General features: G+C 68.4%; 22 protein-coding genes and 4 pseudogenes. 7 read left to right on the forward strand and 19 right to left on the reverse strand.

Going from position 1 to position 22080, the window contains the following annotated elements:
• Positions 1-3 precede the first annotated feature (3 nt).
• From folD to H5395_RS03875, 5 genes are read right to left on the reverse strand one after another with little or no spacing between them, the layout of a single operon-like run.
• Positions 4-894, reverse strand: a complete 891-nt coding sequence (gene folD / locus H5395_RS03855) for a bifunctional methylenetetrahydrofolate dehydrogenase/methenyltetrahydrofolate cyclohydrolase FolD (RefSeq protein ID WP_182791214.1) — start codon at positions 892-894, stop codon at positions 4-6.
• Entirely contained in the window at positions 891-1457 is a 567-nt protein-coding gene (locus H5395_RS03860) for a sarcosine oxidase subunit gamma (RefSeq protein WP_182791215.1), read from the reverse strand. Before H5395_RS03860 ends, folD begins: the two co-directional genes overlap by 4 nt.
• Positions 1450-4380 (reverse strand): sarcosine oxidase subunit alpha family protein, encoded by a 2931-nt coding sequence (locus tag H5395_RS03865; protein ID WP_182791216.1) that lies wholly within the window; start codon positions 4378-4380, stop codon positions 1450-1452. Before H5395_RS03865 ends, H5395_RS03860 begins: the two co-directional genes overlap by 8 nt.
• Positions 4377-4667 carry a sarcosine oxidase subunit delta gene (locus tag H5395_RS03870; RefSeq protein ID WP_182791217.1) on the reverse strand — a complete coding sequence of 97 codons (291 nt, stop codon included), beginning with the start codon at positions 4665-4667 and terminating at the stop codon, positions 4377-4379. The genes H5395_RS03865 and H5395_RS03870 overlap by 4 nt, the downstream gene beginning before the upstream one ends.
• Before the next feature lie 9 nt (positions 4668-4676).
• Entirely contained in the window at positions 4677-5927 is a 1251-nt protein-coding gene (locus tag H5395_RS03875) for a sarcosine oxidase subunit beta family protein (protein ID WP_182791218.1), read from the reverse strand.
• Positions 5928-6045: 118 nt separating this feature from the next.
• Between H5395_RS03875 and H5395_RS03880 the strand changes: the two genes are divergently transcribed.
• Positions 6046-7020 (forward strand): GlxA family transcriptional regulator, encoded by a 975-nt coding sequence (locus H5395_RS03880; protein ID WP_182791219.1) that lies wholly within the window; start codon positions 6046-6048, stop codon positions 7018-7020.
• On the opposite strand, the gene H5395_RS03885 is transcribed toward H5395_RS03880, so the two are convergent.
• From H5395_RS03885 to H5395_RS03895, 3 genes are all read right to left on the reverse strand, one after another.
• Positions 7004-7753, reverse strand: coding sequence for an amino acid ABC transporter ATP-binding protein (locus H5395_RS03885; protein WP_220494797.1), 750 nt, complete (start codon positions 7751-7753; stop codon positions 7004-7006). The genes H5395_RS03880 and H5395_RS03885 overlap by 17 nt on opposite strands.
• 10 nt (positions 7754-7763) lie before the next feature.
• Entirely contained in the window at positions 7764-8336 is a 573-nt protein-coding gene (locus tag H5395_RS03890; RefSeq protein WP_255440506.1) for an amino acid ABC transporter permease, read from the reverse strand.
• 299 nt (positions 8337-8635) lie between these two features.
• Positions 8636-8965: an ABC transporter permease subunit gene (locus H5395_RS03895; protein ID WP_370576364.1), complete on the reverse strand. Its 330-nt coding sequence runs from the start codon at positions 8963-8965 to the stop codon at positions 8636-8638.
• Positions 8966-8997: 32 nt separating this feature from the next.
• Between H5395_RS03895 and H5395_RS03900 the strand changes: the two genes are divergently transcribed.
• On the forward strand, positions 8998-9744 hold the full coding sequence (locus H5395_RS03900; protein ID WP_182791220.1) for an ABC transporter substrate-binding protein: 747 nt from the start codon (positions 8998-9000) through the stop codon (positions 9742-9744).
• Positions 9741-10760 (forward strand): histidine kinase dimerization/phospho-acceptor domain-containing protein, encoded by a 1020-nt coding sequence (locus H5395_RS03905; RefSeq protein WP_182791221.1) that lies wholly within the window; start codon positions 9741-9743, stop codon positions 10758-10760. The genes H5395_RS03900 and H5395_RS03905 overlap by 4 nt, the downstream gene beginning before the upstream one ends.
• A gap of 117 nt (positions 10761-10877) precedes the next feature.
• Here the strand turns inward: H5395_RS03905 and H5395_RS19400 are convergent.
• The 4 genes and pseudogenes from H5395_RS19400 to H5395_RS03930 all read right to left on the reverse strand — a co-directional run.
• Positions 10878-11492 (reverse strand): annotated as a pseudogene (locus H5395_RS19400) (LysR family transcriptional regulator); the annotation flags it as partial.
• A gap of 87 nt (positions 11493-11579) precedes the next feature.
• The gene (locus tag H5395_RS19405) at positions 11580-12458 is read right to left on the reverse strand and encodes a hypothetical protein (protein ID WP_370576376.1); all 879 of its coding nucleotides are present in this window, start codon (positions 12456-12458) and stop codon (positions 11580-11582) included.
• Complete coding sequence (locus H5395_RS03925) at positions 12389-13057, reverse strand: FAD-dependent oxidoreductase (RefSeq protein ID WP_182791222.1); 669 nt, start codon at positions 13055-13057, stop codon at positions 12389-12391. The genes H5395_RS19405 and H5395_RS03925 overlap by 70 nt, the downstream gene beginning before the upstream one ends.
• A 52-nt stretch (positions 13058-13109) precedes the next feature.
• A pseudogene (locus tag H5395_RS03930) lies at positions 13110-13517 on the reverse strand (FAD-dependent oxidoreductase); the annotation flags it as partial.
• Positions 13518-13543: 26 nt separating this feature from the next.
• Here H5395_RS03930 and H5395_RS19325 point away from each other — a divergent pair.
• Positions 13544-13714: pseudogene (locus H5395_RS19325) on the forward strand (LysR family transcriptional regulator); the annotation flags it as partial.
• A gap of 14 nt (positions 13715-13728) precedes the next feature.
• Here H5395_RS19325 and H5395_RS03940 read toward each other — a convergent pair.
• Entirely contained in the window at positions 13729-14022 is a 294-nt protein-coding gene (locus H5395_RS03940) for a hypothetical protein (protein WP_182791346.1), read from the reverse strand.
• A gap of 36 nt (positions 14023-14058) precedes the next feature.
• On the opposite strand from H5395_RS03940, the gene H5395_RS03945 reads away from it, so the two are divergent.
• Positions 14059-14562 carry a LysR substrate-binding domain-containing protein gene (locus H5395_RS03945; protein ID WP_234450892.1) on the forward strand — a complete coding sequence of 168 codons (504 nt, stop codon included), beginning with the start codon at positions 14059-14061 and terminating at the stop codon, positions 14560-14562.
• Here the strand turns inward: H5395_RS03945 and H5395_RS03950 are convergent.
• Both H5395_RS03950 and H5395_RS03955 read right to left on the reverse strand, forming a co-directional pair.
• Positions 14555-14989, reverse strand: a complete 435-nt coding sequence (locus H5395_RS03950; RefSeq protein ID WP_370576365.1) for a RidA family protein — start codon at positions 14987-14989, stop codon at positions 14555-14557. The two genes, H5395_RS03945 and H5395_RS03950, sit on opposite strands and share 8 nt — an antisense overlap.
• The gene (locus H5395_RS03955; RefSeq protein WP_182791224.1) at positions 14986-16194 is read right to left on the reverse strand and encodes a pyridoxal phosphate-dependent aminotransferase; all 1209 of its coding nucleotides are present in this window, start codon (positions 16192-16194) and stop codon (positions 14986-14988) included. The genes H5395_RS03950 and H5395_RS03955 overlap by 4 nt, the downstream gene beginning before the upstream one ends.
• A 95-nt stretch (positions 16195-16289) precedes the next feature.
• Here H5395_RS03955 and H5395_RS18770 point away from each other — a divergent pair, with 95 nt between their 5' ends.
• The gene (locus H5395_RS18770) at positions 16290-16589 is read left to right on the forward strand and encodes a LysR family transcriptional regulator (RefSeq protein WP_234450890.1); all 300 of its coding nucleotides are present in this window, start codon (positions 16290-16292) and stop codon (positions 16587-16589) included.
• Positions 16590-16612: 23 nt separating this feature from the next.
• Positions 16613-16966 (forward strand): annotated as a pseudogene (locus tag H5395_RS18775) (LysR substrate-binding domain-containing protein); the annotation flags it as partial.
• Positions 16967-17464: 498 nt separating this feature from the next.
• On the opposite strand, the gene H5395_RS03965 reads toward H5395_RS18775, so the two are convergent.
• The 4 genes from H5395_RS03965 to H5395_RS03980 form a co-directional block, all read right to left on the reverse strand.
• Positions 17465-18964, reverse strand: coding sequence for a catalase (locus H5395_RS03965; RefSeq protein WP_182791225.1), 1500 nt, complete (start codon positions 18962-18964; stop codon positions 17465-17467).
• A gap of 824 nt (positions 18965-19788) precedes the next feature.
• Entirely contained in the window at positions 19789-20514 is a 726-nt protein-coding gene (gene phbB / locus H5395_RS03970; protein WP_182791327.1) for an acetoacetyl-CoA reductase, read from the reverse strand.
• 98 nt (positions 20515-20612) lie between these two features.
• Positions 20613-21443 (reverse strand): EAL domain-containing protein, encoded by an 831-nt coding sequence (locus tag H5395_RS03975; RefSeq protein WP_182791226.1) that lies wholly within the window; start codon positions 21441-21443, stop codon positions 20613-20615.
• 89 nt (positions 21444-21532) lie between these two features.
• Positions 21533-22078, reverse strand: coding sequence for a TlpA disulfide reductase family protein (locus H5395_RS03980; protein ID WP_182791227.1), 546 nt, complete (start codon positions 22076-22078; stop codon positions 21533-21535).
• Positions 22079-22080 lie beyond the last annotated feature (2 nt).

Genomic DNA, 22080 nt, shown 5'->3' on the forward strand with positions numbered 1-22080 from the left:
GGATCAGGCGGTAAGGCCTTGCGGTTCGGCAAGCCCGTTGGCGCGGCAGCAGGCCGTCAGGGTGTTGGCCAGCAGGCAGGCGATGGTCATCGGGCCGACGCCGCCGGGAACCGGGGTGATCGCACCGGCGACCTGCACCGCTTCGTCGAAATCGACGTCGCCGACAAGGCGGGCCTTTCCGTCCCGCTCGACCCGGTTGATGCCGACGTCGATGACGGTTGCCCCCGGCTTGACCCAGTCGCCCCGGATCATTCCGGGGCGGCCCACGGCGGCGACCAGGATATCGGCGCGGCGGCAAACCTCGGGCAGATCGCGGGTGCGGCTGTGGGCGATGGTCACGGTGCAACTGTCGCCAAGCAGCAGTTGCGCCATCGGCTTGCCGACGATGTTCGACCGGCCGACGACAACGGCGTTCAGCCCCGACAGGCTGCCATGCAGATCGCGCAGCATCATCAGGCAACCCAGAGGCGTGCAGGGCACCATCGACTTCTGCCCCGTGCCCAGCAGGCCGACGTTCAGAACGTGGAAGCCATCGACGTCCTTGGCCGGGTCAAGGCGGTTGATGATCATTTCCGAATCAAGGTGATCGGGCAGGGGCAGTTGCACAAGGATGCCGTGAACCGCCGCATCGGCGTTCAGCCGGTCGATCAGCGCGATCAGATCGGCCTCGGGGGTGTCGGCGGGCAGGCGATGTTCGAAACTGCCCATCCCGACCTCGCGCGTCTGGATGCCTTTGTTTTTGACATAGACCGCCGAGGCGGGGTCCTCGCCCACCAGCACCACGGCGAGGCCGGGGGTGAGGCCGTGGTCGGAGTTGATCCGGGCGACATGGGCCGCCACCTTCTCGCGGATGCCCTGCGCAAAGTCGCGGCCGTCGATGATCTTCGCCGTCATGCCGCCACCTCGACCTGCCGCGAGATCGCGGTTTCCAGGGCGTGCCACAGCGACCCGGCAGCCGAGCGCATGCCGATGACCGCCAGCCGGTCCGGGGCGCGGCGGATGACAAAGACGCCGAGATGCTCCAGCCCGGTGCGGGCGGCGGAACCGGGCTGAAGCCGCTGCGGATCGAGGTTCACGAGCTTGGCCAGCAGATCGGTGATCGGCCGCTCGCCTGCGGACGAGCGGATCTCGAAGGCGACAAAGCCGTCGGTCTGCTCGGTCACGGACGCATCCGGGCAATCGGCGGCGACCCGGGCCGCGAAGTCGCTGTCCGCCAGCCCGTGCCCCTCGATCATCCACTGGTCTGGCCCGGTCCAGAAGGCCGAGACTTCCCCGGCCGCGGTCCAGCCGCCGGGTCCGGGAAGGCTCAGACCCAAGGGCGAAGGCTCGGGCGCGCCCTGCCGCCGCGCCACCGAAGCAAGCGCCAGTTCCGGGTTCTCGCGGATGCTCAGGACACCATGGCGCGCCTCGGCCGGCGCGGACCCGCCGGTGGCGCAAAGAGGGGAAAGGTCAGGCACGGAGGCGTTCTCCTTCAGGGTCGATGAAATGGGGGCTGGTGACGCGGACCCGCGCAGTCTGGTTCTGAAGCGGGTTGGCCGCAACGATCACCTCGCCCATGCGCGCCGCGCCGTTTTCAAGAAAGCCCAAGCCGATGGCGTGGCCCAGATGCGGGCTGTGCGCGCCCGAGGTGATCCAGCCCTGATCGGTCCCGGTGTTCTGCTCGGCCCCTTCGGCGAACAGATGGGCGCCCGCGACCACCGGCTCGGCCGGATCGACGGCTTCCAGCCCGACCAGCACGCGGCGATCGTCGGCCAGTCCCGCGCGGCGCGACATGACGGCGCCGATCGAGTCCTTCTTCGTGGAGACCATCCGCCCCAGCCCCAGCATCTGCGCGGTGGTCTGACCGTTCAGCTCGTTGCCCGCCGCATGGCCCTTTTCGATCCGCATGACGCCAAGCGCCTCGGTCCCGTAGGGGGTGGCGCCAAGGTCCGCGCCGGTTTCCACCAGCCGCGCCATCAGCGCGTTGCCGTAGCGGGCGGGCACCGCGATCTCGTAGGCCAGTTCGCCCGAGAACGAGATGCGGAACAGCCGCGCGCGCAGCCCGCCGCAGACGGTCAGGTTGGCGCAGGCCATGAAGGGGAAGGCCGCGTTCGACAGGTCGAACCCGTCCACGACACGTTCCAGCAGGCGGCGGGCATTCGGCCCGGCGACAGCGATCTGCGCCCAGGCGTCGGTGGTCGAGATCAGTTGCACGTCCAGGTCCGGCCACAGGCACTGGCGGCAGAACTCCATGTGGCGGTAGATCGTGCCCGCATTGGCCGTGGTCGTGGTGACGACGTAATGCCTGTCCGCCAGCCGGGCGCAGGTGCCGTCGTCCCAGACGATCCCGTCCTCGCGCAGCATCAGCCCATAGCGGACCATGCCGACCTTCAGGCTGCCCATGGCATTGGCATAGAGGCGGTTCAGGAACTCGCCCGCATCGGCGCCCTGCACATCGACCTTGCCCAGCGTCGTCACGTCGCAGATGCCGACGCCCTTGCGGGTGGCCAGGACCTCGCGGTCCACCGTCTCGCGCCAGTGGCTTTCACCGGGCTGCGGGAAGTATTGCGCCCGCATCCACTGGCCGACCTCGACGAAGACCGCGCCCTGTGCGGCGGCCCATTCATGCGTGGGCGTCAGGCGACGCGGCTTGAAATGCCCGCCGTTGTCGCCACCGCCAAGCGCCGACAGGGCGACAGGCGTATAGGGCGGGCGGAAGACCGTGGTGCCGGTCTGCGGGATGGTCTGGTCGGTCAGTTCCGCCATGACCGCCAGTGCGGTGACATTCGCGGTCTTGCCCTGGTCGGTCGCCATGCCCAGCGTGGTCCAACGCTTGAGATGCTCGACCGAGCGCATGTTTTCCAGATACGACAGCGCGATGTCCTTGACGGTCACGTCGTTCTGGAAATCCACCCAGGCGCGGCCCTTGCCGGGGACATGCCACAGGGGATGCAGGTTCAGGCCCGCATCCTCGGCCCGCGGCAGGCCGGGCAGGGGGGCGTCGATGCCGAGATCCGCCAGCGCGTCCCGCGCGGCCTCGGCCCCCGACCGCAGCGCGGCGGCGGTCGAGCCATGCCCGGCGGCGGCCCCAGCGGCGACCAGCCCCTCCGGCCCGTCGGGGGGCGGCAGGAAGGCTTGCGCCGCCTCGTCCCAGACCGGGCGGCCCCGGTGGTGCGAGGCCAGATGCACGTTCGGGTTCCACCCGCCCGAGACGCCGAGCGCGCCGCAGTCCAGCCATTCGTCCCGCCCGTTCCGCGTGACCTGAACCGCGCGCAAGCCGTGACGGCCCTTGCTGTCCGTGACCATGGCGCCCGCGAACAGCGGATAGTCGCCCTGCGCTGTGGCATTGGCACGCGGGTCGATCACGCCCGCGATGCTGATGCCCTTGCCCAGCAGGTCCAGCGCCGTCCGGTGCCCGTCGTCGTTGTTGGTGAAGATCGCCACCCGGTCGGCGGGGGCCGCGGCGTAGCGGTTGGCATAGGCCCGCAGCGCCCCCGCCAGCATCACGCCGGGGCGGTCGTTGTTGGCAAAGGGGATATGCCGCTCGGTCGCGCCGGCGGCCAGAACGGCGCGGCGGGCGGTGATCCGCCAGAGCGTCTGGCGCAGCTTGCCGGGCGCGGGAAGGTGGTCCGACACCCGTTCGAGCGCGCCATAGACGCCGGAATCGAAGACGCCGTAGACCGTGGTGCGGCGCATGATCCGCAGATTCGGCAGGCTGGAAAGCTCGGCCTCGACCGCGGCGATCCAGTCCGTCGCGGGGGCGTCGTTCAGCGGATGGGCTTCCGCCAGCAGCCGCCCGCCCAGCCGGAAGTCCTCGTCGGCAAGGATCACCCGCGCGCCCGCCCGCGCCGCCGTCAGCGCGGCGGCCAGCCCCGCCCCGCCGCCGCCGGTCACCAGCAGGTCGCAATGCAGGAAGCCCTTGTCATAGGCATCGGGGTCGGGCTGGCCCGACAGCCGCCCAAGCCCCGCCGCGCGGCGGATGGCGGGTTCGTAGAACTTCTCCCAGAACTTCTGCGGCCACATGAAGGTCTTGTAATAGAAGCCCGCCGCGAAGAAGGGCGAGAACCAGTCGTTCACCGCCAAGAGGTCGCGTTTCAGCGAGCCGACATGGTTCTGGCTGCGCGCCTGAAGCCCGTCGAACAGTTCCACCACGGTGGCGCGGGTGTTCGGCTCGGACCGCGCGCCGCTGCCGATCTCCACCAGCGCGTTCGGTTCTTCGGACCCGGCAGTGAAGATGCCGCGCGGGCGGTGATACTTGAAGCTGCGGCCGACCAGCCCGACGCCGTTCGCCATCAGCGCCGAGGCGAGCGTGTCGCCCGGATGGCCGGTGAAGTCCTTCCCGTTGAAGCTGAAGCGCAGCCTGCGCGAGCGGTCTATCAACCCGCCGGATAGCCGGGTCATGCCGCACCCCCTTTCGCGCGCAGTGCCACGTCACGGGCAAGCTCGGCGCCCAGAACCTCATGGGTCAGGGTGTTGCGGGTGACGACCAGCCACGAGCGGTCGCCCTGTTCGTGGAACCACAATTCGCGATGCACGCCGGCCGGGTTGTCGCGCAGATAGACGTAATCGTGGAACGCGGGCTGCGCGCCCTCGGCCATGCCGTCGGGGCGGTCCAGCAGCGAGGCCGAGCCGAGGCAGAAGAACTCCTGCGCGTCGCGCGGGCCGAGAAGGGGGTGGGGGATAAGCATGTCAGGCTCTCAATGCAGATTGGGCGAGGCGCCCATGCCTTTTTCGTCGATCAGGTAGCCGCGCTCGAAGCGGTCCAGCCGATAGGCCTTGGCGGTGTCATGGGGTGTGTCGGTCGCCAGCAGATGGGCGAAGCAATAGCCGCTGGCGGGCGTCGCCTTGAAGCCGCCATAGCACCAGCCTGCGTTCAGGTAGAGGCCCTCGACCGGGGTGCGGTCGATGATGGGCGAGCCGTCCATCGACATGTCCATGATCCCGCCCCAGACCCGCAGCAGCCTTGCGCGCCCGATCATCGGCATCAGCGCCATGCCGGATTCGGCCACGTCCTCGATCACCGGCAGGTTGCCGCGCTGGGCGTAGGAGTTGTAGCCGTCGATGTCGCCGCCGAAGACCAGCCCGCCCTTGTCGGACTGGCTGACGTAGAAATGCCCGGCGCCGAAGGTGATGACCCCCGGAATGGTCGGCTTCAGCCCCTCGGAAACAAAAGCCTGCAGGACATGGCTTTCGATCGGCAGCCGCATCCCGGCCTGTGACATGACCCGGCTGGACGATCCCGCGACCGCCACGCCGACCTTGCCCGCCCTGATATAGCCGCGCGAGGTCTCAAGGCCCTTCACGCGGCCGTCCTCGATGCGAAAGCCCGTGACCTCGCAGTTCTGGATCAGGTCCACCCCGGCGAGGTCCGCGCCGCGCGCGTAGCCCCAGGCGACGCCGTCATGGCGCGCAGTGCCGCCGCGGCGCTGCAGCAAGCCGCCCTTGATCGGGAAGCGGGCGTTGTCGAAATTCAGAAAGGGGGCCATCCGCCGCACCTGGTCGCGGTCCAGTAGCTCCGCATCCGCCCCAGCCAGCAGCATCGCATTGCCCCGCCTGCGGTAAGCGTCGCGCTGGCCGTCGCTGTGGAACAGGTTCAGGATGCCGCGCTGGCTGACCATCGCGTTGAAGTTCAGAAGCTGCTCCATGTTCTCCCAGAGCTTCATGGAGAACTCGTAGAACGGCTCGTTCCCCGGCAGCAGGTAGTTGGAACGGATGATCGTCGTGTTGCGGCCGATGTTGCCGGACCCCAGCCAGCTTTTTTCCAGCAGGGCGATGCGGGCCTGCCTGAAGGTGGTGGCGAGGTAATAGGCGGTTGCCAGCCCGTGCCCGCCGCCGCCGACGACGACATAGTCATAGGCGGGCCGGGGGTCGGGGTTGCGCCACAGAGGGCGCCAGCCGCGATGGCCGCTCAGCGCCTCTTTGACAACCCGGTAAGCCGAATAGCGCAAGTCGGATCATCCTTAAGTCAGCAGGGTCTGCGAGGTTCGTAGCGCGGCGCGGCGCGCGCGGCTTGCACAGTGCGGACATATTCTTGTCCACCTCGGACGCGCGTGTTACTGGCGCGCCATGCGGATCGGTTTCATCCTGACGCCCGATCATGGGCTGATGTCGGTCGCCTCGGCGGTCGAGCCGCTGCGGGCGGCCAACCACCTGGCGGGCCGGTCGCTTTACCATTTCCAGTTCCATTCCGTCGCTGGTGGCTTTGCTGCCTCGTCCTCGGGCGGGGGCTTCGACACGCAGCCGCTGGCCGACGCCGCGGACGCCGGGCTGGACCTCGCGATGGTCGTCTCGGGCGGCAATCCGATGCTGCACGACGATCCCGCGCTGATGCGGGGGCTGCGCGGGCTGGCGCAGAAGGGGATGCGGCTGGGCGGGATTTCCGGCGGCTCGGCGCATCTGGCCAAGGCGGGGCTGATGGCGGGGCGGCGCTTCACCGTCCATTGGACCCATATCGACGCGCTGCAGGAATACGGCCCCGACCTGCTGATCGAACGCGCCCTCTATGTCATCGACCGCGACCGCTATACCTGCGCGGGGGGGGTGGGCGCTATGGACATGATGGGGGCGCTGATCGCCCGCGAGCATGGGGCGTCGTTCGCCCGTGAGGTCAGCGATTGGTTCATCCACCCCCGCCTGCGCACGGCCGACGAGCCGCAGCAGCCCGGCGCGGGACAGCGTTTTGACCTGCACCACCCGGCGCTTGAGGCGGCGGTGGAACTGATGGCCAGCCACCTTGCCGACCCGCTGGCGCCCGAGCAACTCGCGACGCTGTCCGGCGCCAGCGCCCGGCAGTTGCAACGCCTGTTCGCGGCCCGGTTCGGGCAGACGATGACGGGTTTCTACCGCGATCTGCGGCTGGCCAAGGCGGATGAATTGCTGCAGCAGACCGCGCTGCCGGTGCTTGAGATTGCGGTGATGACCGGGTTTTCCAGCGCCGCCCATTTCACCCGCTGCTTTGCCGACAGATACGGCACGCCCCCGGGCCGCAGGCGGCGGGCGGCGGAAGCGGTCTCTCGCCCGCCCGTCAGAGCACCTGGTTGAGAAAATCGCGCGTCCGCGGGTCCTTGGCGCTGGTGAAGAACTCGGCGGGCGGGCCGTGTTCGACGATCACGCCGCGGTCGGTGAAATAGATGTGGTCGGCGATCTCGCGGGCAAAGCCCATCTCGTGGGTGACGAGGATGCAGGTCATGCCCTCGGCGGCCAAGTCCTTGATCGTGACCAGCACCTCCTTGACCGTTTCCGGGTCCAGCGCCGCCGTCACCTCGTCGAACAGCATCACGTCGGGCCGCATCGCAAGCGACCGGGCGATGGCCACCCGCTGCTGCTGGCCGCCGGACAGCTCGCCGGGATAGTGATCCTCTTTCCCTTCCAGCCGCACCTTCTTCAGCAGGGCGCGGGCGCGGGCCTCGACCTCGGCCTTGTCCTCCTTCAGCACCTTGACCGGCGCCATCATCACGTTCTGCAGGGCGGTCTTGTGCGGGAACAGGTTGTATTGCTGGAACACCATCCCGACCTTGCGCCGCAGCGCCAGCTTGTCGAGTTTCGGGTCATGCACCTCCTGCCCCTCGACCTGGATCGAGCCGCCCTGGATGTCGTTCAGCGCGTTGATGCAGCGGATCAGGGTGGACTTGCCCGACCCCGAGGGGCCGATGATGCAGACCACCTCGCCCTTCATCACGTCGAAGCTGATGCCGCGCAGCACCTCGACCTGGCCGAAGGACTTGCGGACGTCGCGGATGCGGACGATGGGCTGGCTCTTGGTCCAGTTCGTCATCGGGAACCTCTCAGGTCTTGACGGCGAACCGCCGCTCCGGCCGCATCGTCAGGCGTGCGATCGGATAGCAGCAGGCCAGGAAAAGCAGCAGGGCGAAGCCGTAGAAAGACATCGGAAGCTCGGGATAGTTGCCCCCGGCCTCCATCGCCTGACGGGTCAGGCTGATGACCTCGTTCACGCCCAGCAGCGAGGCCAGCGGCGTGGACATGGCCATGGTCGCATACCAGTTCATCCACGGCGGCAGCATCCGCTTGACGCATTGCGGCAGGATGATCTGCCAGATGGTCTGCTGCCGGGTGAAGCCCAGCGATTCCGCGCCCTCCCACTGGGCGGTTGGCACCGACTGGACCGCGCCGCGCACCACCTCGGCGATGTTGGCCGACACCGGCAGGGCGAGGCCGATCACCACCTTGATCCAGCCGGGCAGGGGGATCGTCATGCCGAACGTCTGCACCTGAAAGGGCAGGCCCAGCAGGACGATGAACAGCAGCACCAGCCACGGCACGTTGCGGAAGAAGGTGACATAGGCCTGCACGACGCTCCGCAGCAGGCGGTTGCGCGAGATCAGTCCCAGTCCGGCCATCCCCCCCCACCGCGGTTCCCAGCGCCATCGCCAGGACCGAGATCAGCACGTTGAACAGGAACCCCTGCGTGAACAGGAAGGGCGCCCAGCGGATCACCGCCTCGAAGGCCGAGGCGGCGTCGCGGCCGGACTGCGCCATGACCGCGAAGGGAAACAGCGCGGCAAGCGCCAGCAGCCAGGCCGCGGGGATCGAGGCGATCCAGCGCAGCATGAAGAAATCGTCCCAAGCCGGCCCGTGGGGGCTGAAGGGCAGCAGCACCGGCAGCGCGCCCCTGACCGGCGCCATCGGAACGGGGGTCTTACGCGCCATAGCCGGGAATCCTCATCCTGCGTTCCCATGTGCCCATGCCGGCCGAGACGATGCCGACCAGGCCCAGGTAGAGGACCAGCATCAGCAGCATCGTCGGGTTCTGCGCCAACGGATAGTCGTTCCAGATCGACACGGACTGATAAAGCAGTTCCGGCACCGCGATCGCATAGGCCTGGTTCGTGGTTTTCACGAGGTTGACCAGGTTCGCGGTCAGCGCCGGCATCGAGATGCGCAGCGCAAGCGGGAAGACGACGTTGTTGCAGGTCATCAGCCGGGACATCCCCAGCAATTCCGCCGCCTCGCGGGTGGAGTCGGGCACCGTCCCCGCCCGCCCTGTCCCGGCGCTGGATCATGGCGGGGCTGGCCTCGGCGGGCCTTGCGGCGGCGGGACTGGCCGCGCCGCATGTCGCGGCGGCATCGTCGCGCGAATGGTCGATGATCGCGATGGAGCATTTCCCCCCCTACAACCACCTGAAGGGCGGCGAGTTGGTCGGCCTCGACATCGACATCCTGACCGAGGCGGCCCGCGAACTGGGCATAACGATGCGGATGCTGCCGCTGCCTTGGCAGCGCGCGATCCTCTCGTTCGAGACGGGCGCCGCGGACGGGCTGTTCCAGTTGACGCCGACGCCCCGGCGCATCCGCCACTGGCACATGACGGGGCCGATGCGGATGACGCGGCTGGTCTTCATGGTCCCGGCCGGATCGGGGCTGGCGGACATCGGCGGCCTTGGCGGGCTGTCCGGGCAGGTCGTGGGAACGGTGAACGGCTTCACCTATGGCGCCGCCTTCGACGAGGCGGGCGGCTTCATCCGCGAAGGCTCGATGGACGACGAGACCAGCCTGCGCAAGCTGCTGCTCGGCCGCGCGAGCGTGATCCTCGGCGGCGAGGCCAACCTGGTTCATGCGGCGGACAGGCTGGGGGTGCGGGACCGGGTGCGCATCCTGCCGACCCCGCTTGCGCAACAGCCGCGCTATGCCGCCTTCCGCCGCGATCCCGCCGGGGCCGGGAAAGCCGCGCTTCTGGGGACGGTCCTGCGGCAGATGACGGACGATGGCCGTGTTGAGCGCATCCTGCAGCGGCATCGGCCGGAATGAGCGTGCCCCGGCGCAGCAGCGGCGGCATCGCGCGCAAGATCGCGCTGGCCAGCATCATCAGCGTTGCATCAGGCATCGGACTGGGCGGGATCAGCGCTTATGGCGATTTCCGCCGCAGCTTCGCCTCGGCGATCGAGAACTCGGAACGCCTGCTCCGCGCCGCGCTGCCGCAACCGGAAAGCGCCTGCTGGGACCTGGACCTCGTGGCCACGCAGACGACGCTGGACCGGCTGGCCAAGGCGCCGCTGGTCCATTCCCTGTCCCTGCGGGATCTCGTCTTCGCGCCCAACGACCTGCGGACGGTCAACATCGGCCCGCTCGCGGCGCAATCCGACCTGGCCGCGGAACCCCGGTCGGCGCTGGGCCGGCTGGTGCCGCGGGACTGGCTGTCGGGGCGGCTGGAATTCGATCTCTCGGCCCCGCGCTCGCCCGAGCCGATCGCCCGGCTGAACGTCGATCTGTCCTTTGCCGGGCTTTACGACGAGCTGGGCCGCCGCGCGATCAGCGTCGTCGCGGTCACGGTCCTGCAGGCGCTGCTGATCCCGGGCATCCTGTTCGTGCTGATCCGCAGCCTCGTCATCCGCCCGCTGAATTCGTTGAGCCGGGCGGCGCGGACGCAGCGCGAGGGCGGGGGCTTCCGCCTGACCGGCAGGGCGGCCGGGCTGCTGTCCGAGGGACGCGACGACGAGATCGCCAGCCTCGCCCGCGACTTCACCCTGACCGTGACAAGAATGGAGCGTTACCGCGACAACCTGCGCGGAGAGGTGGAGCAGCGCACCGCCGAACTGGTGCTGGCCCGCAACGACGCGCTGGCGGCGTCCCGCGCGAAATCGGCGTTCCTCGCGAACATGAGCCATGAATTGCGCACGCCCCTGAACGCGATCACCGGCCTGTCGGAACTGCTGCTGGCCGAACGGCTTCCCTCGGCGGTGCAGCGCCATGTGTCGGACATGCGCAGCGCCGCCCGGCAACTGCTGGGCAGCATCGACACGGTGCTGGACCTGTCCAAGCTGTAAGCCGGGCGCATGGTGTTCGAGCATGTCCCCTTCGCCCCCGAGAAGGTGTTCGACGAGCAGCACCGCCGGGGCGGTGCCCCGCGCGATGTAGTCGCAGGCGCCGGCGGCGAAGCCTTCGGTCTCGTCCTGCGGCGCGTCGAGGCTGGTCAGGAAGATCACCGGCATCCGCAAATGCTGGGGGTCCGCCTTGATCCGCCGGCAGAGCGCGTATCCCGCCATCTCGGGCATGTGGACGTCCAGCATCGCCAGATCGGCGCGCCCGCCCGCCGCCAGCCAGTCAAGCGCATCGCTGGCGCTGGTATGGGCGATCACGTCATAGCGGCCGCGCAGGATGTCGTGCAGCCGCTGGATGTTCGCGGGCATGTCGTCCACGACCAGGATGCGCGCCCGTTCCGCCCCCGCCTCGTCGTCGGGGGCGGGCGCGCCGGTCCCATCCCCCGCGCCCTCCTCCTGCGTGCCGCCGATCATCTGCGACGCCCGCGCAAGGCGTTCGAGGCTGGCCGAGACCGCCTCGAAATACGGGCGGCTCCAGTCGCGCAGGGTGGTCGCATTGGCGTAGCGCTGGAACAGCGACAGACCGAGATGGGTTTCCAGCGCCCTGATCTGGCGGCTGACGGCCTCGCGCGTGACGTTCAGCTCGCGCGCGGCCTCGGAAAAGCTGCCCAGCCGGGCCGCGGCTTCAAAGGCGACGATGCTGGTCAGGGGCGGAAGGTTGCGCTTGAGCGACGTCATGGGCCTGATCCTGCGAGGATGCTTTTGAAGCAACCTGCCACCTTTATCCCGGGCGGCGGCCGCCTGCACCCTCTGCGCCGTCCTCCGTCACGCCTCGTTCAGCAGGGCGGCCCGCCCGACCGGCTGGTTTTCATGCGCCATGGTGTAGATGCGATCGAGGAACGCGCCCGCGTCGGGGCCGCGCACCGCCAGCTTGCCCAGCGTCGAGACGTCTAGCATCCCCCCGCCCTCGCGCACGAGGCGGACCCCGTCGGCGACCACCCCGGCAGAGTCGCCGTAACAAAGCGGCCGCCACCACAGGGCCGCCGGGATCATCTTCGCGCCTGCCGCGCGGTGCCAGCCGTCCATCGGCGTCAGCCGGTCATGGCTTTGCCGCGGACCGGCCAGCAGCCCCAGCTTTTCCGGCCCGAAGGGCAGGCGCGAGGTCGTGACCCCGATCTGCGCCACGCTGCGGCCAGCAAGGTGCATCGACGCCGGAAGGCCCGTCAGCGGAAAGCTCTGGCTTTCCTCATCAAAGCCCAGCTTCGCCCCGGCATGCCGCCGAAGCTGGTAGCCGGGGGTGGTGTCCGCGCCAATCAAGGCAAAGTCGCAGTCCAGCAACTCAGGCCCGGCAGGGGATTCAACGCGCAGCGACTTCACCCGGCGGTTGCCGCGGGTTCCCTGCGCCACGGCGATCGTCGCGCCCTCCACGATGCGCAGGCCCTCGGCGCGCAGTTCGGAAACCATTGCCTCGGGCAGCCGGGCCGCTTGCGGGATCACCACGACCGCGACGGGAACCCCGGCATCGTCCAGATCCAGCGCGGCCGCCGCCCCGTGCGGTATTCCGGCGAAAATCACCGCGCGGCTGCCGGGGGGGACCCCGTCATGCCGCAGCAGCCGCTGGACGGCCGAGGCCATCACGATGTTGGGCAGGTCGTTGTTGCGAAAGACCAGGGGTTGGTCCTGCGTGCCCGCCGCGATGACCACCTGCGCGGGCCGATGCGGGAAAGCAGGTCGCCCTGCAGCACGGGGATGAAGTTGTCCGTGAACCAGCCGTTGCAGGTCGCCCCCAGCAGGACGCGCAGGGCCTCGCGCTGCCGCTGCAGCAGGTCGCCCGCATGGCGGCCCTGGGTCAGGGCGCCGCCGGTTTCCGGCTCGGAATCGACCAGAACGACCTCGACCCCTGCCTGCGCGGCTGTTCGCGCCGCCGCCATGGCGGCCGGACCGGCGCCCACCACGAGGACGTCGCAATGAAGGTTCTGCTTGCGGCAATCCGCCGGGGGCAGGGCGGTGGCGATGCGGCCCAGGCCCGCCGACTTGCGGATCAGCGGTCCCCAGTAGCACAGCCAGTCGGCCTTCCGAGGGCCGAAGAAGCTGCGGTAGTAGAAGCCCACCGGCATGAAGCCGCCGAAGCGGTCCAGCGCGCTGTTCAGGTCGCGGTCGGCCGGCGCGTTCGGCTCGGACCCGATCTGGACCAGCGTGTCGGCGTCCTGCCCGGCCATGGTCAGGGGGCCGTGCGGGCGGTGATACTTGAAGGACCGCGACATGACCCAGCGGCCGGACCCCAGCAGCGCGCTTTCCACCATGAAGCTCGCGCACCGTCTGCGGATCGACGACCTCGATGCGGATTCCGGCGTGCCTGGCCATCTCGGCCGGCAGGTGAAAGCTGCGCATCGTTGCCTTGGAATGGGCCAGCGTCAGTTGTCCGCGCTGCGAGAACATGACGTTGAAGCCGAGGTCCGAGGACATGGTCTCGTGAAGCGCGAGGGCCTCCTTGCAGAAGCGGATCAAGGGCTGCGTCAGGTGGTTCGACCGGATCGTCGTGGTGTTCCGTGCCGTGTTGCCGCCGGCGAGATAAACCTTTTCCAGCACCGCGACCGACCGGATGCCGTGATGGTTCGACAGGTAACAGGCCGCGGCCAGCCTGTGCCCGCCGCCGCCGATGATGACCACGTCATAGGACGGTTTCAGATCCGGCGTCGGCGGCAGGGCGCGAAAGGGTCTGTCCGTCGAGGACAGGCCATATCCGAGCAGTGCAAACGGCATCGGGCGCTCCTTCCCGTTGCGGGCCGATGGCGGCGGGGGCACGCGCGTCTCAAGCAACGGATACTGCCCGCAGACCCCGTTTCCGTTATGGCTGCCCAGTTGCAGCAGAGAGGCCCAAACGCGAACTGCCCCATCTGGTCCAGCTTCAGGCCTTCGCGGCGGCGGCCCGGCATCTCAGCTTCACCCGCGCCGCGGACGAGCTGAACTGCACTCAGGCCGCCATCAGCCAGCGGGTGCGCAGGCTGGAACTGAGTTCCGCCGGAAAGGCGTTCCTGCCGGGGATCATGCAGGCGCTGGACATCGCCGAGGCGGCGACGCGCGGCCTGACCGGACGCAGTCTGCACCAGGCGTTGACGGTTTCCGGGCCGATCTCGTTCCTGAACCTGTGGCTCGGCCCACGCCTGCCCGGCTTCCTTGCGCAGCATCGCGGGATTGCCCTGCAGTTGAACAGTTCGATCTGGACCGATCCGAACAGCGAGCTTGCCGACCTGAGCTTCGGCATCATGGACCCGGCCTGTCTGCCGTCCGGGACAGTGGTTCTGTGCGGAATTCGCTGGTGCCGGTCGGCGGGCCGCAGCAGGCGGGCAGGGCGGACGTGGATGAGCTGCCGCAGATCGAGGTGCAAGGGCGGCATTCGCTGTGGGACCTGTGGTGTCAGGGCATGCGCCGCGAGCGCCGCCCCCGGCTGCCGCCCATCCGCGTGGACAACGCGCTGTCGGCGGTCGAACTCGCCGCCGCGGGGGCGGGCGTGACGGTGATCTGCCCCAGCTATGCGGAACGGCCGGTGGCCGAGGGGCGACTGGCCGCGCTGCTGGGCGGGGGCGTCCCGGCCCCGCTTGTCCTCGGGATGAGCCGGAACCTGCACCGAAGGGAAACCGCCGCGGTCCGCGATTTCATGGCCTGGGTGTCAGTGTGCTTTCCGGTTGTCGAGGGTCAGGCCGCGCACGCCCGGAAGGGCGGGCGACTGGCCGGAAAGAACCCGCACGATGCGCTTCCTGGTCAGGTGGTCGTGATTCACGGCCAGCCGGTCCGGCCGCCTACCTGACGGCCGCCATCAACTGGATCTCGACCGGGGCGCCGCCTGGCAGCGAGGCGACGCCCACCGCCGCGCGGCTGCAGATGCCCGCGTCGCCAAGCTCTTGCCGCAGGAAGGCCGAGGCCGCGTCGGCCAGCCGGGAATGGGCGGTGAAGCCGGGTTCCGCGGCGATATAGACCGTCATCGACAGGATGGCATCCAGTTCCTCGCCCGGCTGCAGCAGGCTTCGCGCCGCGCGCAGGGCGTTGCTGCAGGCCAGGACCACGGCTTCGCGATGGTCCTCAACAGTGGTGTCGCTGCGGACCGGCCCTTGGTGGGCCAGCCTGCCGTCGATCCGCGGGGTCATCCCCGCGGTGACGATCAGCTTGCCGCTGCGCCGGGCGGGGACGTAGTCGCCCTGCGGGACCGGGGCGCCGTGGGCGGGCGCGGCGATCACGCGCGATACCGGTCCACGAGCGCGGCGATGCGTTTGACCGCGGAGACGGCCGCCGCGTGGTCCTGCGAGAAGTTCAGCCGGACCGAGCCGGGCGTTTGGGGGCTGAACTCGGTGCCGGGCGTGACGATCACATTGCCATGCAGCCGCAGCGCCTTGACGAACTCGGCAGGCCGGATGGACAGCGCGGGCAGGCCGGGGAACAGGTAGCTGCCCGCCTGCGGCACCCGCACCGAACAGCCGGGGATGTCCCGGAACAGCGCCACCAGGTCGTCGCGGATCGCCTGATGCCGGCGGATGCGGTCGGCCATCCAGCCCTCGGGCTCGTTGAACCAGGTCCGCAGCACGGCCTGGGCGTAGCCCGCCGCCCGCAACGAGACGATCGCCTGCAGCTTTTCCATCCGCGCGATGATCTCGGCCGGGCCGAAGGCCACGCCCAGCCGGTAGCCGCTGAGCGATTCCGTCTTGGACGGCCCCATGATGGTCACGACGTTTTCCGCCGCCCGGTTCGCCCGCAGATGGGTATAACTTGCGCCTTGGTAAAGCAGCCGCGAATAAAGCTGGTCCACGATCACGGTCGCGCCGTAGCGGGCGGCAAGAGCGGCGATGCAGTCGATTTCCTCGGCCGAATAGACGACGCCCGCCGGGTTGTTCGGGTTCGAGAACAGGAACAGCTTTGCCCCGTCCCTGAAGGCCGCTTCCAGTTCGTCGAGGTTCAGCCCGGCCTCGTGTTCGGCCGCGCCCGAACAGGCGATCCGGACGGGCACCATCTCGCCCTCGAAGAACTCGACCAGCTTGCGGTTGGCGAAATAGTCGGGCTGCACGATGGCGACCTTGTCGCCCCGCGCCACGGTCGAGGCCACCGCCAGGAACAGCGCCCCTTGGGTGCCGGGGGTGATGATCAGCCCGTCCGCCGCATCGACCGGGGCGCCGGTGAAATCCGCCAGCCTGGCGGCCAGCGTCTCGCGGATGTCCGACCGGCCGCGATATTCGGTATAGGCCTGCGCCCCGCCTTCCTCGACGCCTGCCGCAAAGGCCTGAAAGGCGCCGGGGGTGGGGGCGTGGGCATCGACATCGCCATGCGAGAAATCGACAACGGGGCCGTCCAGCGGCTCGCCCCGCAGGAAGTCCGCCCCGCGGGACTGGCGCACCTCCTGGCCGGGGGCGTTGTCGGTCGCGAGTCTGAGGAACTTGTCCTGGATGGTCATCTGCGGTCTCCGGAAGCCTGTGTCGGGGTGACGTATAGCGGCCGGGCAGAGACAAGGGAAACTTGCTTTCCTGCCTTCAGGTGACAGGAAAACTCATGGGCACAAGGTTTCCTGAAACCTTCATTACCGTTGCCGACTGCGGTTCGATCGCCGAGGCGGCACCGCGCCTGAACCGCATCCCCGCCGCCCCAGCCCGGCGCCTGCTGGCGTTGGAGCAGGACCTCGGCCATCCCCTTGTCATGCGCTCGGGCCGGACCATCCAGCCCACGGCCAAGGGGCTGGCGATCCTGGGTCACGCCCGCGTGCTGGTGGAAGGGACGCGCGACCTGCGCGCGCTTGCCGCGCAGGACGTGCCCACCGGGCAATTGCGGCTGGGGGGACCGCGACTGCGCTGACGGGATTGCTGCCCTCGATCCTCATGGACCCCGGCGCGGGCTATCCCGCCCTTGGGTATTTCGTGCAGCCGGCCTCCTCGGCCGACCTTTATCATCGCGTGCTGGAGGGCGAGCTGGACGCCGCGATCATCGTGCGCCCGCAATTCGCCCTGCCCAAGACGGTCGGCTGGCTGACGGTGCGGAACGAGCTGCTGGCCTTCATCACCCCGCAGGACGCCGCCGGGGAGGACCCGCATCTGGCGATCGCACAGTCGCGCTTCATCCGCTGCGACCGCAACCAGTGGGGCGGGCAGCTTGTGGACAGGTATCTGCGCGGTCCCGACCTGACGGTTCGGGAATGGCCTGAACTCGACGCGCTGGATGCCATCGCCGCTTCGGTGGGCAAGGAATCGGGGGTTGCCATCGTGCCTGACTGGGCACCCCCCTTGGCCCGAGGGGCTGCGAATACGCAAAAGGCTGCTTCCGGGCGGCTACATATGTCGCACCGGCGTCATCTGGCATCTTTCAGGGGCGCGTCAGGCCGCGATCCGCGCCTTTGTCCGCGCCTGCAGCGGGGTGGGGCGCATCGCATCTGCAGGCAGGATCCAGGCAGCCGATGCAACCTGTCGCGGGATCTGTGCCCGCAGGACAAGCGGAGGGTTCGCGGCGGTCGGCCTGTCCGTTGCGGGTTCCGGTCTTGCTGCTGCCGATCATCCTTGCGGCGCCCTGGCATTGCTTCTGGCACGGCTACCCATTCTGGCGGATGCCGCAGATGGTCCCGTCAAGCCGGTGCCGGATATGCGGGGAGTGACGGCAAGGAGCGCCCGATCGGGCCGCAGACGAAAGGGGCGCGGAGTCTTCTCCGCGCCCCTTGTGTTGTCCGGGTGCCGGGAAGCTCAGGCCTCGCCCATGCCCTCGGCGGGCTGGGGCGCGGCGCCCGAGCGGGCCTTTTCCTCGATCCGGCGGCCGATCTCGGCGTCGACGGATTTCCAGTAGTCGAAGGCGCGGCTCAGCACCGGCTCGCGGACGCCGCCCGCCAAGCTGCCGGCGACGGTGTTCACCAGCGCCTCGCGCTCGGCGTCGTTGAAGACCTCGCGCACCATGATGCCTGGCTGGGTAAAGTCGTCGTCGTCGGGGCGCAGGGTATAGGCGCTGCGGACCATGTCGCCGTCGGCCTGCCAGCCGTTGTCCACCGCGCCGGTCTCGTCCGACCACGGGCGGCCTTCGCTGTTGGGCGCATAGGTCGCCGCCGAACCCGAATGCAGATAGGGCATCGGCCCGTCGAACTGGTAGGTGTTCACCGGCACCTTCGGCTGGTTCACCGGAAGCTGGTGGAAGTTCGCGCCGATCCGGTTCCGCTGCGCGTCGTTATAGGCGAAGGCGCGGCCCTGCAGCATCTTGTCGGGCGAAAGCCCGATGCCCGGCACGGTGTTGCCCGGCGAAAATGCCGCCTGCTCGATCTGGGCATGGAAGTTTTCCGGGTTCCGGTTCAGCGTCATGACGCCGACCGGGACCAGCGGGTAATCCCCGTGCGGCCAGACCTTGGTCAGGTCGAAGGGGTTGATGCGGTAGGTCCTGGCTTCCTCGTAGGGCATGATCTGCACCGACAGATCCCACTGCGGGAACTCGCCGTCCTGAATCGCGTCGAACAGGTCGCGGCGGTGGAAGTCGGCGTCATGGCCCGACATCTGCGAGGCTTCCTCGTCGGTGAAGAACTTCATCCCCTGGCGGGTGTGGAAGTGGTATTTCACCCAGAAGCGGTCGCCTGCCTCGTTCACCCACATGTAGGTGTGCGAGCCGTAGCCGTTCATGTTGCGCCAGCTGCGCGGCAGGCCCCGAGGACCCATCAGGTAGGTCACCTGATGCGCGCTTTCCGGGTTCAGCGTCCAGAAGTCCCACTGCATGTGGTTGTCGCGCAGCCCGCTGGCCGCCAGCCGGCGCTGGCTGCGGATGAAATGCGGGAACTTCATCGGGTCGCGGACGAAGAAGACGGGCGTGTTGTTGCCCACGAGGTCATAGTTCCCCTCGGAGGTGTAGAACTTGAGGCTGAAGCCCCGCACGTCGCGCCAGGTGTCGGGGCTGCCCTGCTCGCCGGCAACGGTGGAAAAACGGGCCAGCATCTCGGTCTGCGCGCCCTTCTGGAACAGCGCGGCCTTGGTGTATTTCGATACGTCCTCGGTCGTCTCGAAGGTGCCGAAGGCGCCTGAGCCCTTGGCGTGGGGCAGGCGCTCGATGGTCTTCTCGCGGTTGAAATGCGCCATCTGTTCCAGGAAATGCACGTCATGCAGGACCAGGGGGCCGTCCGCGCCGACCGTCAGGCTGTGGCGGTCGCTGACGGCGGGCGCGCCTGTGGACATGGTCGAGGGAAACTTGCCGCGCTGGGTGTCATCGGACATCTCGTCTTCTTCCTTCTTTCGTTTGGCACTTCGGCTCTGCCACAGCAGATAGTTGAAAACCTGCGCAATTGCGAGGTTGCAGGCCCGGAAAGCGGCCATGCACGGCACGGTCAACTGGCCGTGGCCACAGGATCCAGCGGCCGGCAACCGCGGGCCGCGAAGACCGCTTCGTTTCGATACACGGCAATGTTTACGATTTCCGTCGGAGGAGCAAGCCGGGCAGGTCCGGAAAGACCCGGCAGGGCCGCCGCGTCATCCCGCCCGGACCTGCCGCAGCCTTGATGGACGACTGACGCATCCTGCTGATGTCCTTTGGGGGCAGATGCAGGGAGACAACGGACGCCCGGCGCGACTGACAGTTTCGGTTGCAGGATGACAAAGCTGCTTGCACTACGGTCGGGCAGGACAAGAGGCGCGCCGTTTCCGCCCGGCACTGCCGGGAAGGGATCGGTTGCGGAGGTCAGATATTCCAGACCATGGGGAACGAGGATCGTCGCTACGGGTTGCCCGCGCCAGACAGGCGACAGTCCATCCTGCATGGCGAGAGGCTGGTGCGGCAGCGGGAGCCCTGCTGCGGAGTCAGGGTCCGGGCGACACCCGTCCAGCGGGACATGGTGGCAGGGGCGGAGCATTCGACTGGGCAACCATCTGGTCGGCCCGTGGAACCGCCTGCCCTTCCTGCGGGCGAGGGGGCAGTCGAGGGCCTCCTTGCTGCTCGGTCTGGGTCCGGGCGATGCCAGCCTGCCGGGGCACCGGTCGCAGTATTCAGGCCGCCAGCCGCTTGGTCGGCTGGCGGAATTGTCTGCTCTTCCTGCGGGCAGGGATCAGGCGAAGAACTGCGCCCCGTTGGCGCTGATCGTCGAGCCCGAGATGAAGCCAGCATCGTCAGATGCAAGGAAGACAACGCAGCGGGCGATTTCCTCGGGCTCGCCCAGGCGGCCGACGGGGATCTGGGGGATGATGCGCTCGTTCAGCACCTTTTCATCGATGGCCCGCACCATCTCGGTCCCGATATAGCCAGGCGCCACGACGTTGACGGTGATGCCGGCACGGGCGCCTTCCTGCGCTAAGGCTCGGGTGAAGCCGATGTCGCCCGCCTTCGCGGCTGAATAGTTCGCCTGTCCGGCCTGGCCCTTCTGGCCGTTCACCGAGCTGATGTTGACGATGCGGCCGAACTTGCGGTCGCGCATCCCGTTCCAGACCCCGTGGGTCATGTTGAACACGCCGGTCAGGTTGGTGTCGATGACCTCTTTCCACTGCTGGGGGGTCATCTTGTGGAACATCGAGTCGCGAGTGATGCCGGCATTGTTCACCAGAACGTCCACCGGGCCGATCTCGGATTCGACCTGCCGGATGCCCTCGGCGCAGGCGTCATAGTCGGCGACCGACCACTTGAACGTCCTGATGCCGGTTTCGTCGGTAAAGGCCTTTGCAGCCTCGTCGTTGCCGGCATAATTGGCCGCAACCTCGTAGCCCGCCTCCTTGAGCGCCTTCGAGATCGCCGCGCCGATCCCGCGCGAACCCCCTGTAACCAAAGCGACCTTCGCCATCATCCCCTCCAACACTTGGCAAGTAATCCTCTTGCGTCCAAGGGTTATGAGAGGAAAGAATGTTACGCAAGGCCTTGGTCGAACTTTTGCCGGAAGCCTCAGCGCTGTGCCGCCGCATTCGGCGCGCGCCAGGGCGGAGAGATCGTCGGCGCGCCGAAATAGAAGCCCTGCAGGCAGTCGATTCCCAGCCCGATCAGGAAGGCGGCGTCATCGGCAGTTTCCACCTGCTCGGCCACGGTGAACATGTCGAAATGCGCGGCGATCGACATCAGTGCGCGGGTCAGCACCTGGTTGTCGGGATGCTCGGCGATCTCGCGGATGAACTGGCCGTCGATCTTGATGAGGTCGAAGGAGAAATCCCGCAGGTAGCGGAACGAAGTATAGCCCGCGCCGAAGTCGTCCAGCGCGAAGCAGACCCCGGCCTGCTGCAGTTCGCGCATGAACTGGCGGACCTGATCGGGCAGGCCCATGGCCGAGCTTTCGGTGATTTCCAGGATCAGCCGCTCGGCCACCGTTGAATTCTGCGCGATCCCTTGGCGCAGAACCCGCAGCCAGTCGGGGTAGCCGATGGACCGCGCCGACATGTTGATGGACAGCCGCAGCCCCGGTTCCTCGGACAATGAGCGCAGGCCCAGTGCCAACGAAAGGCAGTCTATCTGCCGCCCGAGTTCGCCCAGTTCCGCCAGCGGCATGAAGTCGCGCAGGGGCACGATCCGGCCGGTTTCGTCGATGATGCGGATCAGCCCCTCGTGGAAGGCGGGCTGGTCGGTGCGGCTGGCCTGCACGATGGGCTGGAAGGCCAGCACCGCATCGCCGCGTTCGACGGCGCGGCGCACCGTCGCCATGGTCAGCCGCGACTGGTGATCGACCGCGAAATCCAGCGGAGAGGCATGGCCTGCGGGCTTCCGGTCGTCAGTCTCGAATCGCATCGCTGTCCCCTTGTCCTCGAAGCGACTGTGACAAGGATGAGCAAACAAATCGTAAATGCCAGACAGGATCTGGCAAGAAGATTAATAGGTTACTCCGCCAGCATCTGGTCCACCAGCGCCAGCGCGGCGGGCGAGGACCAGTCGGCGTCCCCGCTCATCCTTGCGACCTCGCGGCCCTCGGCGTCGATCAGCACCGTGACCGGCATCGCCATCACCCCGAAGGCGCGGGCGAGCCGCATCTGCGGGTCGGTCAGCGTCGGCAGGTCCGTCACGCCCGATTCCTCGAAGAAACGGTGGATCGCGGCAGCCGTGTTGCGGCCCGAGGCGACGGTGACAACCTCGAAATCCTCGCCGCCCTTCGCCTTCTGCAGGGCGTCCAGCGAGGGCATCTCCTCGCGGCAGGGCGCGCACCATGTGGCCCAGAAGTTCAGCAGCACGACCTTGCCCTGCCAGTCGGCAAGCCTGTGGGTGCCGCCGTCGAGATCGGTGAACTCGACATCCGGCACGGGCGCGACCTCGGATTCGACCAGCTTGGGAAGGCCCGCGTCGCGCGCGGCCTGCCAGTCCACCGGCCCCGCCACCCCTGCGTTTGCAGCAAGGGCAAGGGACGTATAAAGGGCGAGGACACGCAGCATAT

Source organism: Paracoccus sp. MC1854, assembly GCF_014164635.1.
In the GTDB taxonomy this organism is placed as follows: domain Bacteria; phylum Pseudomonadota; class Alphaproteobacteria; order Rhodobacterales; family Rhodobacteraceae; genus Paracoccus.